The following is a 14,819-nucleotide window of genomic DNA, read 5'->3' as shown; positions in this document are numbered from 1 at the left end:
GTCGAGAAAACTCTGCGTTTGCTCGTGCGTAGCGGCAGCGCTCTGCTGCTGCAGAGCATACTGCTGTCGCAAGATATTGATTGTTTTCCTCAGCTCAGCGGCCTGCCGCAAGAGGTCGGCGGCACGGTCCTGCTGGTATTTGAGGTTCATGACCTGGCCGACGCTCTGCTGGCTGAGCTGGAAAGGTATCGAGCTGTGGTCCAGCGGTGTGCCCAGCGGTCGGGTGATCGACTGCACCTTGGCGATGCCGGGGGTGTGGAACACGCTTTTGGCCACCCTCTCCAGGACCAGCATGTCGGCCGGATCGCGCAGGTCGTGGTTCGCCTCGACCATCAACAGTTCCGGATTCAGCCGGGCCTGCGAGAAATGCCGTTCGGCGGCGGTATAGCCGACCTTGGCCGGGGTGGCGGCGGGCAAGTACGGCTTGGAGTCGTAGCTCGTGGTGTACCCCGGCAGGGCAAGCAGACCGATCAGCGCGGCCGCGATCGTCACGACGAGGATGGGCCCCGGCCAACGAACGATGGCGGTGCCGAGGCGCCGCCAGCCCCGGGTGCGCATGGTGACCTTGGGTTCGAACAGACCGAACCGACTGCCCACCGCGAGGACGGCAGGGGCCAGGGTGAGCGCGGAGAAGACCGAAACCAGCATTCCCACCGCGGCAGGAACGCCCATGGACTGAAAGTAGGGTTGGCGAGCGAACTTCAGGCAGAACACGGCGCCGGCGATGGTCAGGCCCGACCCCAGGATCACGTGAGCGGTCCCGTCGAACATCGAATCGAAAGCCTTCTCACGATCAGCGCCGGCTCCGCGCGCCTCGTGATACCGGCCCATGACGAAGATCGCGTAATCCGTGCCGGCAGCGATGGCCAGCAAAGTCAGGATATTGACCGAGAACGTCGACAGGCCGATCAGATTGGCGTTTCCCAGCACGGCAACGACGCCCCGCGCCGCGGCCAGTTCCACCAGGACGGTGATCAGCAGCAAGATCGTGGTGACGACGGACCGATAGACCCACATCAACATCGCGATGATCACCACGAACGTGATGAGCGTGACCTTGAGCAGCCCCTTGTTGCCGACCTCGAACTGATCGGTGAGAAGGGGAGCCGCGCCGGACACGTAGGCTTTGACCCCCGGTGGCGGCGGGGTGCGGTCGACGATGTCGCGTATCGCGTTGACCGACTCACTCGACCGGGCGTCACCTTGATTACCCGCCAGATAGACCTGCACCAGGGCGGACTTTCCGTCGTTGCTCTGGGACGCCGAGGCCGTTAAGGGATCTCCCCAGAAATCCTGGATGTGCTCGACGTGCTTCGTGTCGGCCTCGAGCCGGCGGATCAGGGTGTCGTAGAACCGGTGGGCGTCATCACCGAGGGGGTGGTCGCCCTCCAGCACGATCATGGCCGCACTGTCGGAATCGAACTGCTGAAAGACCTTGCCGATATGCTTCATCGCCTGATACGCCGGCGCGCTGGGCGAACTCACCCCCACCTGATGCGCCTTGGCCACGGCTTCCAACTTCGGCACCGCAACGTTGGTGACGACAGTGACGCCGAGCCAAAACAGGATGATCGGCACCGCAAGCCGGCGGATGGCGTGCGGCACGGCGTGCCGCGGGGCCTGGTGGCTGCTCATCCGGATTTGTCGAGGCAGAAGGTGTAGGCGTTCACTTCGTTGACGGTCCTCTCGTCCTTGACCTCGTCGTTGATGATGATGCGGCAGCCCAGGGTGCTGCTGTTACCTTGCGCTGTCAGGTTGGCGACGACCGCGGGGTCTGTCGTGACGATCTCGTAGCGCCACGGCAGCGGTGCCCGGTCGATCCGCTGCGGCGCGGCGTGGACGTCTTGGTAGTTGATGGTCGCCACCGTGCCGGGGTCACCGAAGACCTCGTAGATCACATGCTTGGGGTTGAACGGAACGCTGTCGTTGAGGACGCCGGTCGGCGTCGAGGTGTCGTTGTGTGAGCCGAAGATGCCGTGCAGCCGGTACACCCCCATTCCGGCGAGGACCACCACGACAACGGTCACCCACACCATCCACCAGCGCCTGATCAGGCCGGTTATTGAACCGGTTGTTGAAGACCTCTGCACTCGTCGGCCTTTCGATCACCAGTGGAGTAACCACTCAGCTGTGACGCCATGTCAATTGCGGCGGGAGTACATTGCCGGCTGCGGTACGGTACGGGACTGGACTATACAAGAAACGCCGCCGTTCACACCGCACGAGCCAACGAAGGACATCGCGTTACCCGACAGGCCGGGTGAGGCTGGGCAGGATGACGTCGTCGACGAGGGTCAGCACGGTCTGCGGAGTGGGCGGACGGCCCGTGAGGATGAACCGGAAAAGGAGGTACCCGGGCAGCAGATCCCAGAGGTCGTCGCTGATGGCGGCTTCTTGGATCTCACCACGCTCGACGGCCTGCCGCAGGACGTGGCAGATCACGGCTTTGCGCTGCCCGATGAACTGGTGCTGCATGACGTCGTTGAGCGCCGGGTTGCGCGACATCTCGACCATGACCGCGCGGATGGTGCTGGTGTGCTGGTGGGCCTGCTGGCAGACACCCTCCCCCAGCCGCAGCAGGTCGCCCCGCAGCGTGCCGGTATCCGGCGGAACCGCGACCTGCCGCATACCCTCGATGAACGCCGCCAAGACCAATTCGGCTTTCGACGGCCAGCGCCGGTAGACGGTGGCCTTGCTGGCCCGGGCGGTAGCCGCGACCTCGTCCACCGTCAACCGGTCATATCCGTGTTCCTGCAGCAGCCGCAGCGTCACCGCCAACAGCTCGGTCTCCCGGGGGGACCAAGGTGAGGAATCCGCGACGCGTGCGGCAACCGGAGGCACAGCGCCCACGATAGAACTGTCCGGCCAGTACCGCCCAGTACCGTACTGTTCCGCTTCCGCTGGTTTCGGCGTCGTGGCCGGTGGGTCGGTCACCGACCCGGGCGCGCACGCCGCCGTCGAGGGTCGCGCAATCCACGGTGCGTCACTGCGGCAACTCGCGTCACTTGCTGCGTACTCTCGACACTGGAAACATGCCGGGACTCAGGAGTGGATAGTGCGACTGAGGACACAGACTGGCGGGTGGCTGCTGGCCGTCTTGGTGACGGTGGCCGGCTGCAGCTCGACGGTGGACGGTAAACCGGTGGCCGCCCCCGGCGCGGGAGCCGGCCAGCCCGCCTACTCCGAAACCGGGCCGTCTGTCCCCCCGCCCGTTGCCCACCTGCCCCACCCCGCACCGACGAGCCCGACCACACCGGCCGGGGCCATTCCGCTGCCGCCCGACCAAAACGGCTACGTGTTCATCGAGACCAAGTCGGGCCAAACGCGCTGCCAGATCAACGCCGAGAACGTCGGCTGCGAGGCGGAGTTCACCGACTCCCCGATGCAGAACGGCGAGCACGCCAACGGCATCAACGTCACCGCCGGCGGAGCGGTGCAATGGGTGCTGGGCAACCTCGGCGACATGCCCACGGTCACGATCGACTACCGCACCTACGACGCCGAAGGCTGGACGATCGCGGCCAGCGAAAGCGGCACCCGCTTCACCAACAACCGCACCGGCCACGGAATGTTCGTCAGCATCGAACACGTCGAGACATTCTGAACCAAAGCCCTTGGCCTAGGCTGTCGATCGTGGACTTTCGGGTTTTCGTCGAACCGCAACAAGGCGCCAGCTACACCGACCAGCTCGCGGTCGCGCAGGCCGCCGAATCACTGGGGTTCTCCGCGTTTTTCCGATCCGACCACTTTGTGGCGATAAGCGGGGACGGAATGCCCGGCCCCACCGATTCCTGGGTGACGCTGGGCGGCATCGCCCGGGAAACGTCGTCGATCCGGCTGGGCACGCTGGTCACCTCGGCAACGTTCCGCCACCCCGGGCCGTTGGCGATATCGGTCGCTCAGGTCGACCAGATGAGCGGTGGGCGGGTGGAGTTCGGAATCGGGACAGGCTGGTACGAGCGTGAGCACGAGGCCTACGCGATTCCGTTCCCGCCGCCCGGTCAGCGATTCGCCCGGCTGACCGAGCAACTCGAGCTCATCACCGGGTTGTGGACCACACCCGTTGGTGAAACGTTCGACTACGCGGGAGCCAATTACGCGCTGCAGAATTCGCCCGCGCTGCCCAAACCGGTGCAGCGGCCCCATCCACCGATCATCATCGGCGGCCTGGGTGCCAGGCGGACACCGATGCTGGCCGCGACATTCGCCGACGAGTTCAACGTCCCGTTCGCGTCACTGGAGACCGTTCGAACCCAGTTCGACCGGGTCCGCGCCGCCATGGCGGCCAATGGCCGATCCGGGGACTCAATGACGTATTCAGCCGTTTTCGTAGCTTGCGCCGGCAGCGACGACGAGGAGATCACCCGCCGCGCTGCGGCCATCGGACGCGACCCGGAGGAGTTGCGGGCGAGCTCACCGCTGGCGGGCACTCCGAACGAGATCGTCGACCGGTTGGGCCCATTCGGCGAGATCGGCGTAGCACGGGTGTACTTGCAATTGCTGGACATGGCTGATTTGGAGCATCTGGCCCTGTTCGCCGAGAAGGTGCTGCCGCAGTTCTGACCCGGCGTCCGAAGCCAGTAGGATCGGTCCGTGGCCCGCAGTGGTCCCTCCGACGACCCGAGCAATCAGCCGACCCAGATTGCCGATTACAGCGCGATCGGACGACGACCGGGGTTACCGACCCCGGCAGAATCGGGCGCAGCGCCGGGTCCCGAACAGCCCCCGAGCCCGTGGTATCGCCAGCGCTCGTTGCTGGCCGCCTGGGCCACGCTGGTCGTAATCCTGATCGCCTTGATCATCTACGGACTCGTCGAAGTGTTCACCGGTGGTGGCGGCAGCGTCCCCACCACCACGTCGTCGACGACCCCCCGCACCTCGGCGACCACGTCGTCGACAACGGCGAGCACCATCCCTACCTCCACGACCACCGCTGCACCGCCCGCTCTCCCGTCGGAAGCACCGCCGCCGGCAGTCACCAACGCTCCCGTCGAACCGCAGCCGTGGCGGCCGATACCGCACCATGAGCTGCCCGAGCTGCCGAAGCTGCCGCCGCTGCCACCGCTGCCGTCGGTGATCACGATCCCGCCGCTGCCGACGGTGATCACCCTCCCGCCGCACCTCTGAGTCGGCCGATCGGCGCGCGGTCCACCGGCGTGGCAGCGGTGCTTTCGCCGACCTCGCGGCTAGCATCAGCGGCCATGGCCGGCTACGAACCCCCGGACAGCAGCGGCGACGAACCGACGCGATATGCCAACTACGGGCCAGGTGGCGACGAACCGACGCAGTACGCCGACTACGGCGCGGATCAGATCGATCCGCACGACGATGCGGAGCCCGATGCCGAATCGACACCCTGGTATCGCAAGCCCGCTGCGCTGATCGCCTGGGGAGCGGCTACGGCAACCCTGATTGCGCTGATCATCTGGGGAGCTGTCACGCTGCTCGGCAGCGACACCGGCGGCCCGGCGATGACCAGCTCGTCCACCACGACGACCATCAGCCCGACAACGACGACAACCACTCTCACCTCGAGCGCGGCGCCGGTCGCGCCGCCCGCGGCGACGACGACAACGACAACAACGACGCCCCCCACGACCACGACCACGACCACGATCACGACCACGACCACCACCACGACGCCCCCCACGACCACCACCACCACGACGCCCCCCACGACCACGACCACCACCACAACAAGCGGGCAGCCCGGCGCATTCACCCTGCCGTCGGTGATCACGTTGCCGCCGTTGCCGAGCGTGATCACGTTGCCGCCGGGTCTCTGAGATGTTGACAGGTTCGCGGCACTAGCCGATACGATCGGCCCCTGTGGGGGGTAACCGGCCATCCGACGACGAGGGGGCAGCACAACTCGGCGACGACACCGCCCGGTTGCTACCCCCGACCGAAGACCCCACACCGTGGTATCTCAATCCGTGGGTGCTGACGCTGTGGGGCCTGACCGTGCTGGCCCTGATCGCGGCGATCGTCTACGGCCTGGTGGTGCTGGCTATCGGGGGCGCAGGCGGCCCCCCGCCGACCCGCCCGGGCCCGACACCGAGCACGACCACCACGACCACGACCACCACGGCGACCACGACCACCACAGCGACCACGACCACCACAGCGACCACGACCACCACAGCGGGTGTTCCCCCCGGGACGACCTTCGCACCGCCCATAACCAGCCCGCTGCCGGCTGAGACTCCTCGCCACTACTGGTGGGACGATTATCTGCCCAAGCTCCGGCTTCCCGGTCTTTAGTCCTGAACTGCCCGGGCGCGCAGCGTCGGTTCTCGTCGCTGCCGGACAGGTGTCACTATGAGATGCCGAGCAGGTTGAGCACAGCCGAGGACTAAGGTACCTGATAGCAACATCTATCCAGGTTGCTGGCTGGCAACCGGAAGTGGAGAGGCGCTCCGTGCAGACGCAAATGCTGATCAGACTCGTCGTGGGCCTGGGCATTACGCTGATCGTCGGCTTGTTTGCCCTTCGCCGAATCAGCTGGCTGGCCAGACTGGTGGCGTCCGGTCAGCCGGCCAGCGGCCGCGCCGACCACGTCGGCAGGCGAATCTGGGCCGAGCTCTCCGAGGTGTTCGGGCAGCGCCGCCTGCTGAAATGGTCGATACCCGGGATGGCCCACTTCTTCACGATGTGGGGCTTTTTCATCCTGCTCAGCGTCTACATCGAGGCTTACGGCTTGCTGTTCCAGCCAAATTTTCACATCCCGATCATCGGCCGCTGGGACGGCCTGGGCTTCCTGCAAGACTTCTTTGCCACGGCCGTGTTCTGCGGCATCGTCACCTTCGCGATCATCCGCACGGTGCGCAACCCGCGCGAACTCGGCCGCGCGTCGCGGTTCTACGGCTCGCACACCGGTGGCGCCTGGTTGATCCTGTTCATGATCTTCAACGTCATCTGGACCTACGCGCTGGTGCGCGGGTCGGCGGTCAACAACGGCACACTGCCCTACGGCAAAGCGGCGTTTCTCTCGCAGTTTTTCGCCGCGATCCTGCGTCCACTCGGCCCTACCGGCAACGAAATCCTGGAGACGGTGGCCCTGCTGCTGCACATCGGCGTCATGCTGGCGTTTTTGATCATCGTGCTGCATTCCAAGCACCTGCACATCTTCCTGGCACCGATCAATGTCGTGTTCAAGCGGCTGCCTGACGCGCTCGGGCCGTTGCAGCCGATCGAGTACGACGGCAAACAGATCGACTTCGACAATCCGCCCGAGGATGCCGTATTCGGCCGCGGCAAGATCGAGGACTTCACCTGGAAGGGCATGCTCGACTTCGCCACCTGCACCGAATGCGGCCGCTGCCAGTCGCAGTGTCCGGCCTGGAACACCGGCAAGCCGCTGTCGCCCAAGCTCGTCATCATGGACCTGCGTGACCACTGGATGGCCAAAGCCCCCTACCTCCTCGGTCAGCGGGAGATCAGCGACGGCGGACCTGGCGACTCCGGCCACGGCGCAGGCCATCATGTTCCCGAATCCGGGTTCGGCCGGGTGACCGGCTCCGGGCCCGAGCAGGCCAGCCGACCGCTGGTGGGCACCGCCGAGCAGGGTGGGGTCATCGACCCCGATGTGCTGTGGTCCTGCGTGACCTGCGGCGCCTGCGTCGAGCAGTGCCCGGTGGACATCGAGCACGTCGATCACATCGTCGATATGCGCCGCTACCAGGTGATGATGGAGTCGGAATTCCCCAGTGAGCTCTCCGGGCTGTTCAAGAACCTGGAAGCCAAGGGCAACCCGTGGGGCCAAAACGCCGGCGACCGCACCAACTGGATCGACGAGGTCGACTTCGACGTCCCTGTTTACGGCCAAGACGTGGACAGCTTCGACGGCTACGAATACCTGTTCTGGGTGGGCTGCGCGGGCGCCTACGACGACAGGGCCAAAAAGACCACCAAAGCCGTCGCCGAGCTGCTGGCCACTGCCGGAGTGAAGTACCTGGTGCTGGGAGCCGGGGAATCCTGCACCGGCGACTCCGCGCGCCGGGCGGGTAATGAATTCCTGTTCCAACAGTTGGCCCAGCAGGCCGTCGAGACTCTGGACGGGGTCTTCGAGGGGGTGGAGACCGTCGACCGCAAAATCGTCGTCACCTGCCCGCACTGCTTCAACACCCTCGGTCGCGAGTACCGGCAACTCGGCGCCAACTACACGGTCTTGCACCATACCCAGCTGCTCAACCGGCTGGTGCGAGACCAGAAACTGGTGCCGGTGACCCCGGTCGGGAGCGGCCCGTCGATCACCTACCACGACCCCTGCTATCTGGGTCGGCACAACAAGGAGTACATGGCGCCCCGCGAGCTGATCGGGGCCTCCGGGGCGACGCTGACGGAGATGGCGCGGCACGCCGAGCGCAGCTTCTGCTGCGGTGCCGGCGGAGCACGGATGTGGATGGAAGAGCACATCGGCAAGCGGATCAACCACGAACGGGTCGACGAGGCGCTGGCCACTGGCGCCACCACGGTGGCTACCGCCTGCCCGTTTTGCCGGGTGATGGTGACCGACGGTGTCAACGACCGCGCCGAAGCCGCCGGACGCGACGACGTCGATGTGCGCGACGTGGCAAATCTGCTGCTGGAGTCCATCGACCGCAGCAAGGTCACGTTGCCGGCAAAGGGCACGGCAGCACAACAGGCCGCCAAGTCCGCACCCGCGGCGCCGGCCGCACCGGTCGAGGAGACCGTGGAAACCGCCACCGTTTCAGAAACTGTGGCTCCCGCTCCGGAGAAGACCGCCAAAGCTGTTACCGGTCTGGGCATCGCCGCCGGCGCCAAACGACCGGGCGCCAAAAAGACGACGCCGCCCCCGGCGGCGCCGCAAGCCGAATCGAAAACACAACCGGCGCAAGATGAACCACCGGCCGCACCGGCCGCGCCGGTTAAGGGCCTGGGCATCGCCGCCGGCGCCAAACGACCGGGCGCCAAAAAGACGACGCCGCCTCCGGCTGCGCCGCCAACCGAATCGAAAACCCAACCGGCGCAAGATGAGCCACCGGCCGCACCGGCCGCGCCGGTTAAGGGCCTGGGCATCGCGCGCGGTGCGAGGCCACCGGGCAAGCGTTGAGCCGACTTGAGCGAATTTTGAGTGGACAGCCATGGCACCATAGTTGACGTGACTACTCATCAGCTGCCGTGGCGCGCTACCGAACATCCGCAGCGGCACCGCACGTTCGCGCAGTCGTCGAAGCTGCAGGACGTGCTTTACGAGATCCGCGGCCCGGTGCACGATCACGCCGCGCGGCTGGAGGCCGAGGGCCACCGCATCCTCAAGCTCAATATCGGCAACCCGGCGCCGTTCGGTTTCGAGGCGCCCGACGTGATCATGCGCGACATGATCCAGGCGCTGCCGTATGCCCAGGGCTATTCGGACTCCAAGGGGATACTGTCGGCACGGCGCGCGGTGGTGACCCGCTATGAACTCGTCGACGGCTTCCCGCGCTTCGACGTCGACGACGTCTATCTGGGCAACGGGGTCTCCGAACTGATCACACTGACACTGCAGGCCCTGCTCGACAACGGCGACCAGGTGCTGATTCCGGCACCGGACTATCCGTTGTGGACCGCGTCGACCTCCCTGGCCGGCGGGACCCCGGTGCATTACCTGTGCGACGAGACCCAGGGCTGGCAGCCCGACATCGCCGATTTGGCAGCCAAGATCACCGAGCGCACCAAGGCGCTGGTGGTCATCAACCCCAACAACCCGACCGGTGCCGTCTACAGCCGCGAAGTCCTGGAGCAGATCGCCGATTTAGCGCGTGAGCACCAACTGCTGCTGCTCGCCGACGAGATCTACGACAAGATCCTCTATGACGACGCCCAGCACATCAACATGGCCTCAGTCGCGCCGGATCTGTTGTGCCTGACCTTCAACGGCTTGTCGAAGGCGTACCGGGTGGCCGGGTATCGGGCCGGGTGGGTGGCGATCACCGGACCGAAAGACCACGCCAGAAGCTTCATCGAAGGCATTGATCTGCTGGCGAATATGCGGTTGTGCCCCAATGTCCCGGCCCAGCATGCCATCCAGGTTGCGCTGGGCGGCCATCAAAGCATCGAGGACCTGGTGCTACCCGGCGGCCGGCTGCGCGAACAGCGCGATGTGGCCTGGACCAAACTCAACGAAATCCCTGGGATCTCCTGCGTCAAACCCGCCGGCGCGTTGTACACGTTCCCGCGACTGGATCCCGAGGTGTACGACATCACCGACGACGAGCAGCTTGTCTTGGACCTGCTGTTGTCGGAGAAGATCCTGGTCACCCAGGGAACCGGGTTCAACTGGCCGGCACCGGACCACCTGCGGATCGTGACTCTACCGTGGTCGCGCGACCTGGCCAACGCGATCGAGCGGCTGGGGAACTTCTTGTCCAGCTACCGGCAGTGATCGCCGCCGACGCCGGTCAACTGAGCTCGAGCAGCTGCAGCAGGTAGTCGCCGTACCCCGACTTGAGCAACGTGCGGGCGCGCTGGGCCAGCTGGTCGTCGTCGATGAAACCCATGCGCCAGGCAACTTCCTCCGGCATGCCGATCTTGAGCCCCTGACGGCGTTCCAGCGTTCGGACATAGTCGCTGGCGTCCAGCAGCGAATCGAACGTTCCGGTGTCCAGCCATGCGGTGCCGCGGGCCAGCACCTCGACAGTCAGCCGCCCCTGATTGAGATAGACGCGGTTGATGTCGGTGATCTCGTACTCGCCGCGCGCCGACTTCTGCAGCCCGCGAGCGATCTCGACGACGTCGTTGTCGTAGAAATACAGCCCCGGAACCGCGTACTGCGACTTGGGGGTGGCCGGTTTTTCCTCCAACGACAGCGCCACACCGTCGGGGCTGAATTCGACCACCCCGTATGCCGACGGATTTGCCACCCAGTAGGCGAAAATGGCGCCGCCGCTGACTGATTGGAAGCGAGTCAAGTCAGTGCCCAGGCCGGGACCATGAAAAATGTTGTCCCCCAGAGCTAGAGCTACCGAGTCAGTACCGATGTGCTTGGCCCCGAGCACGAATGCCTGGGCCAGACCTTCGGGGCGCTCCTGGACGGCGTAACCGATGTTGATACCGAACGCTGATCCGTCGCCGAGCAGCCGCTGAAACGACGGCGCGTCGTGGCCGGTGGTGATCACCTGAATGTCGCGGATGCCCGCCATCATCAGCGTGGACAACGGATAATAGATCATCGGTTTGTCGTATACCGGCAGCAACTGCTTGCTGGTTCCCATGGTGATCGGATACAGGCGGGTGCCCGAGCCGCCGGCCAGGATGATTCCACGCATGCCTTGCTCCTCACTCCGCGGTCTCAGTCGACCAGGTCGGCCTCGGTGAGTTCGGTCGCCGCGAGTGCTGCGGCCAGGTTCTCATGACGGAACACCGACGTCACCTGGTCGTGGACGACCCGAAACGCCGACGCGGCCGTAGTGCCGGCATCGGGATTGTCGGGACTGCTGATCTTTTGTTCGACGACGACGACGCCGTCGTGAACGTACATCCGGCCCGGGTCGACGGTCTTCGTGGTGGCGGCGGCCCACTTGCGCAAGGCGTCGTGGCCCTGGGCGGCGCCGTGGGAGTCACCGATTTCGATGTCGTCGCTGGACAGAGCGACCAACGTCGCGATGTCCGACGCGTTGAGCGCGTCATGCCATGCCAGAACTGTGGCGATCTCCGATGTGGTCATGATCTGCAAACTACCGAGTGCGTCCCGGTCAGAACGGTGTGCGGTCGAGCCAATGCTGCCACACCGGGGCATCGCCGGAGATGGCGATGTCGGCGTCGGTTACCGGGACTCGGCGCAGCACGGCCAACAGCAGGTCGGTGGCGGGGCCGCGCAGCGCCACCGTCGCCGCACCGTGGTCGTGTGACCAGGTGATCCGGCCCGCGTCGGCGCGGATCATCCACTCACCGCCGATCCCCAGCCCGGGATCGGTCGCCTGCAGATGCACGGTGCTGCCGTCGTCGAGCGGCAGCGGTGCGCCGTCGCGCCCGGCCTGCGCGGCAACCCGTTCCAGCGACTCACTGATCGCATCGGCGGCCAACTCGGCTGCCAGGGTGTAGTCGATCCCCAGCGCCATCGCGGCGTCGGCGCGGTGCACGGTCACCTCGTGCAGCCGACGCCGTACCCACCAGTACGCCGGCCGCGTTCCGAGGAACGTCCACACCGGGGTCTGCAGGCCGGCCTGCTCGACCGCGTCGATCAACAGCTGCGCGCCGTCGTGCAGCCACCCGATGGCGTCGTCGGGCTCCGGCGGCGGCTTGCCGCCCGCGACGCTGCGCGGGTCGAGGAAGTGCTCGACCCGGTCGGTGATGATCTGGGCTGCCCAGCGATCGCCGCGGCCCACATGGCGAAACAGTTGTGCCAGTGTCCAGTCCGGACAGGTCGGCACCGGCGTCGACGGGTCGCCGCCGCGGATCACCTCCCCGAACGCACGGTTTTGGTCGACTAAGGCTGCGGCAAAGTCCACGCAGCTAGGCTACCCGCCGACCCAGGCCGTATACCCGCCAGCCGGCGCGTTGCCAACGCCCGACGTCGAGGCAGTTGCGGCCGTCGACGATCACTCGCGCCCGCACCTGTGTGGCGAGGTCATCCGGGTCGAGCTCGACGAACTCGGGCCATTCGGTGAGCACCAGCACCGCGTCGGCGCGCTCGCAGGCTTCGGCGACCGATACCGCGTAGCTCAACGTGGGGAACAATTTCTGCGCGTTCTCCAGGGCCTTGGGGTCATAAACGCTGACCGTGGCGCCGTTGAGCTGCAGCTGCCCGGCGACGTTGAGAGCCGGTGAGTCGCGTACGTCGTCGGAGTCGGGTTTGAAGGCCGCGCCGAGCACTGCGATGGTGGCGCCCAGCAGCGAGCCGCCGCACGCGGTAGCGGCCAGTTCGACCATCCGGGTGCGACGGCGCATATTGATGTTGTCGACTTCGCGCAGAAAAGTCAGCGCCTGATCGGCTCCCAGCTCCCCGGCCCGGGCCATGAACGCGCGGATATCTTTAGGCAGACAACCGCCACCGAAACCCAGTCCGGCGTTGAGGAATCGACGTCCGATGCGCGGGTCGTGCCCCAGCGCGTCCGCCAGAAGAGTGACGTCGGCACCCGCCGCCTCGCACACCTCGGCGATGGCGTTGATGAACGAGATCTTCGTTGCCAGAAAGGCGTTGGCAGCGACTTTCACCAATTCGGCGGTCTGCAGATCCGTCACCAGAAACGGCACACCGGCTTCCAGCAAGGGTCGGTAGAGCTCGCGGACAACCGCCTCCGAACGGGTGGAATCGGGCTGCACACCAACCACGATGCGGTCGGGCCGTAGGGTGTCGTGCACCGCGAAGCCTTCGCGCAGAAACTCCGGGTTCCATGCCACCTCCACGTCGATTCCGGGCGGCGCGATGCCACGGGCCCGCCGGACCAGCTCGGCGGCGGTCCCCACCGGCACCGTGGATTTGCCGATGATCACCGCCGGCCGGGTCAGACACGGCACCAGCGAGTCGATGACAGCGTGCACATGGCGCAGATCGGCGCCGTATTCGCCGCTTTTTTGCGGGGTGCCCACTCCCAGGAAATGCACGTCGGCGAATTCGGCCGCCATCTCGTAGTCGGTGGTGAACCGCAGGCGGCCTGCAGCGATATTGTCGGTCAACATCTTCCGCAGACCGGGCTCGTAAAACGGAACGTCGCCGCCGGCTAATTTGGCCACCTTGCCCGGGTCGATGTCGACTCCGACGACTTCGTGCCCGAGTTCGGCCATCCCGGCGGCGTGGGTCGCACCCAGATAGCCGGTGCCGAAGACGGTGCAGCGCATGACACCGTGTGTAGGTGTTTGCGGCGAGCTGATCGTGGCGCGACACTGTCCATCAGGCGAACGTCAGATGACAGTTCTGCTGCCGACCGCCGGGCGGGGAATGTCCGGATCGCGGCCGTGACCTCTGTCACCGCGGACACCGGATTCGACCGGCCACCCCTCAGCGGTGGGCCTAGAAGTTCTGGTAGGAGCGTGACGGGGTGGGTCCACGCTGGCCCTGGTACTTCGACCCGGCCCGCGCACTGCCGTAGGGATGCTCGGCCGGGCTGGTCAACCGGAAGATGCACAGCTGGCCGATCTTCATGCCGGGCCACAGCGTGATCGGCAGATTGGCGACGTTGGAGAGCTCCAGCGTGATGTGACCGGTGAAGCCCGGGTCGATAAAGCCCGCGGTCGAGTGGGTCAGCAGGCCCAACCGGCCCAGCGACGACTTACCCTCCAGCCGGCCGGCCAGATCGTCGGGCAGCGTGCACAGCTCCAGCGTGGAGCCGAGCACGAACTCGCCGGGGTGCAACACGAAGGGTTCTCCGCTGAGCGGCTCCACCAGGCTGGTCAGCTCGTCTTGCTGCTGGGCCGGGTCGATGTGGGTGTAGCGGGTGTTGTTGAAGACCCGAAACAAACTGTCCAGCCGGACGTCCACGCTGGAGGGCTGGACCAGCGCGTCGTCGAACGGGTCGATGCCGAGCCGGCCGGCGGCGATTTCGGCGCGGAGATCGCGATCGGAGAGCAGCACGCGACGAGCGTATCCTTTGCGGGAACCACCACCACATCACGGCGGCGTCGGATGTTAACCTTCGCTTGCAGCCCTGCCGATGTAGTTCAATGGCAGAACATCAGCTTCCCAAGCTGAGAACGCGGGTTCGATTCCCGTCATCGGCTCCATCCTGAGCGGGGATTGCTGCGTTCAGAACTGTCGCCCGGCATGTTCGGCACGGTGCAGCGCCGCTATTTTCTCCGCTTCCCGATTGTTGGTAAGAACCGTCGGCTGCCATCGGATTTCAACGATGTCGGTGATTCCCACGAAGTTCAGCCAC

Annotated in this window: 15 protein-coding genes and 1 tRNA gene; 8 read left to right on the top strand and 8 right to left on the bottom strand. The window is 65.8% G+C overall.

What is annotated here, in order from left to right:
• The 3 genes from F6Q13_RS12185 to F6Q13_RS12175 form a co-directional block, all read right to left on the bottom strand.
• Positions 1–1,635, bottom strand: a 1,635-nt coding sequence (locus F6Q13_RS12185) for an MMPL family transporter (protein WP_293056680.1), incomplete at its 3' end; no start/stop codon positions are given.
• On the bottom strand, positions 1,632–2,036 hold the full coding sequence (locus F6Q13_RS12180; protein WP_293056678.1) for an MmpS family transport accessory protein: 405 nt from the start codon (positions 2,034–2,036) through the stop codon (positions 1,632–1,634). The genes F6Q13_RS12185 and F6Q13_RS12180, both read right to left, overlap by 4 nt.
• Before the next feature lie 208 nt (positions 2,037–2,244).
• Positions 2,245–2,853 (bottom strand): TetR/AcrR family transcriptional regulator, encoded by a 609-nt coding sequence (locus F6Q13_RS12175; RefSeq protein ID WP_293056682.1) that lies wholly within the window; start codon positions 2,851–2,853, stop codon positions 2,245–2,247.
• 202 nt (positions 2,854–3,055) lie between these two features.
• Here F6Q13_RS12175 and F6Q13_RS12170 point away from each other — a divergent pair, with 202 nt between their 5' ends.
• The 7 genes from F6Q13_RS12170 (at position 3,056) to F6Q13_RS12140 (ending at position 10,390) form a co-directional block, all read left to right on the top strand.
• On the top strand, positions 3,056–3,604 hold the full coding sequence (locus tag F6Q13_RS12170) for a hypothetical protein (RefSeq protein WP_293056675.1): 549 nt from the start codon (positions 3,056–3,058) through the stop codon (positions 3,602–3,604).
• A gap of 29 nt (positions 3,605–3,633) precedes the next feature.
• Positions 3,634–4,563, top strand: coding sequence for an LLM class F420-dependent oxidoreductase (locus tag F6Q13_RS12165; protein ID WP_293056673.1), 930 nt, complete (start codon positions 3,634–3,636; stop codon positions 4,561–4,563).
• A 30-nt stretch (positions 4,564–4,593) separates the two neighbouring features.
• Positions 4,594–5,127 carry a hypothetical protein gene (locus F6Q13_RS12160; RefSeq protein ID WP_293056671.1) on the top strand — a complete coding sequence of 178 codons (534 nt, stop codon included), beginning with the start codon at positions 4,594–4,596 and terminating at the stop codon, positions 5,125–5,127.
• Between the two features lie 74 nt (positions 5,128–5,201).
• Positions 5,202–5,786, top strand: a complete 585-nt coding sequence (locus tag F6Q13_RS12155) for an oligopeptide transporter substrate-binding protein (protein ID WP_293056669.1) — start codon at positions 5,202–5,204, stop codon at positions 5,784–5,786.
• Between the two features lie 43 nt (positions 5,787–5,829).
• Entirely contained in the window at positions 5,830–6,264 is a 435-nt protein-coding gene (locus F6Q13_RS12150; protein WP_293056667.1) for a hypothetical protein, read from the top strand.
• A 157-nt stretch (positions 6,265–6,421) separates the two neighbouring features.
• On the top strand, positions 6,422–9,076 hold the full coding sequence (locus F6Q13_RS12145; protein WP_293056664.1) for a (Fe-S)-binding protein: 2,655 nt from the start codon (positions 6,422–6,424) through the stop codon (positions 9,074–9,076).
• 21 nt (positions 9,077–9,097) lie between these two features.
• Positions 9,098–10,390 carry a pyridoxal phosphate-dependent aminotransferase gene (locus tag F6Q13_RS12140; protein WP_293056662.1) on the top strand — a complete coding sequence of 431 codons (1,293 nt, stop codon included), beginning with the start codon at positions 9,098–9,100 and terminating at the stop codon, positions 10,388–10,390.
• A 16-nt stretch (positions 10,391–10,406) separates the two neighbouring features.
• Here the strand turns inward: F6Q13_RS12140 and rfbA are convergent, their stop codons facing one another.
• The 5 genes from rfbA to dcd form a co-directional block, all read right to left on the bottom strand.
• On the bottom strand, positions 10,407–11,273 hold the full coding sequence (rfbA, locus tag F6Q13_RS12135) for a glucose-1-phosphate thymidylyltransferase RfbA (protein ID WP_293056660.1): 867 nt from the start codon (positions 11,271–11,273) through the stop codon (positions 10,407–10,409).
• Between the two features lie 23 nt (positions 11,274–11,296).
• Complete coding sequence (locus F6Q13_RS12130) at positions 11,297–11,671, bottom strand: nuclear transport factor 2 family protein (RefSeq protein WP_293056658.1); 375 nt, start codon at positions 11,669–11,671, stop codon at positions 11,297–11,299.
• A gap of 28 nt (positions 11,672–11,699) precedes the next feature.
• Complete coding sequence (locus tag F6Q13_RS12125; protein ID WP_293056656.1) at positions 11,700–12,455, bottom strand: maleylpyruvate isomerase family mycothiol-dependent enzyme; 756 nt, start codon at positions 12,453–12,455, stop codon at positions 11,700–11,702.
• A 4-nt stretch (positions 12,456–12,459) separates the two neighbouring features.
• Positions 12,460–13,785: a UDP-glucose/GDP-mannose dehydrogenase family protein gene (locus F6Q13_RS12120; RefSeq protein ID WP_293056654.1), complete on the bottom strand. Its 1,326-nt coding sequence runs from the start codon at positions 13,783–13,785 to the stop codon at positions 12,460–12,462.
• Positions 13,786–13,957: 172 nt separating this feature from the next.
• A complete protein-coding gene (gene dcd, locus F6Q13_RS12115; protein ID WP_293056652.1) occupies positions 13,958–14,518 on the bottom strand; it encodes a dCTP deaminase in 561 nt (186 codons plus the stop codon).
• Between the two features lie 75 nt (positions 14,519–14,593).
• Between dcd and F6Q13_RS12110 the strand changes: the two genes are divergently transcribed.
• Positions 14,594–14,667 (top strand) — tRNA-Gly (locus F6Q13_RS12110).
• Positions 14,668–14,819 lie beyond the last annotated feature (152 nt).

The organism is Mycobacterium sp. (assembly GCF_008709575.1).
Lineage (GTDB): Bacteria > Actinomycetota > Actinomycetes > Mycobacteriales > Mycobacteriaceae > Mycobacterium.
The sequence above is the reverse complement of the archived record's forward strand: the minus strand, read 5'-3'. Positions and strand labels throughout refer to the sequence as shown.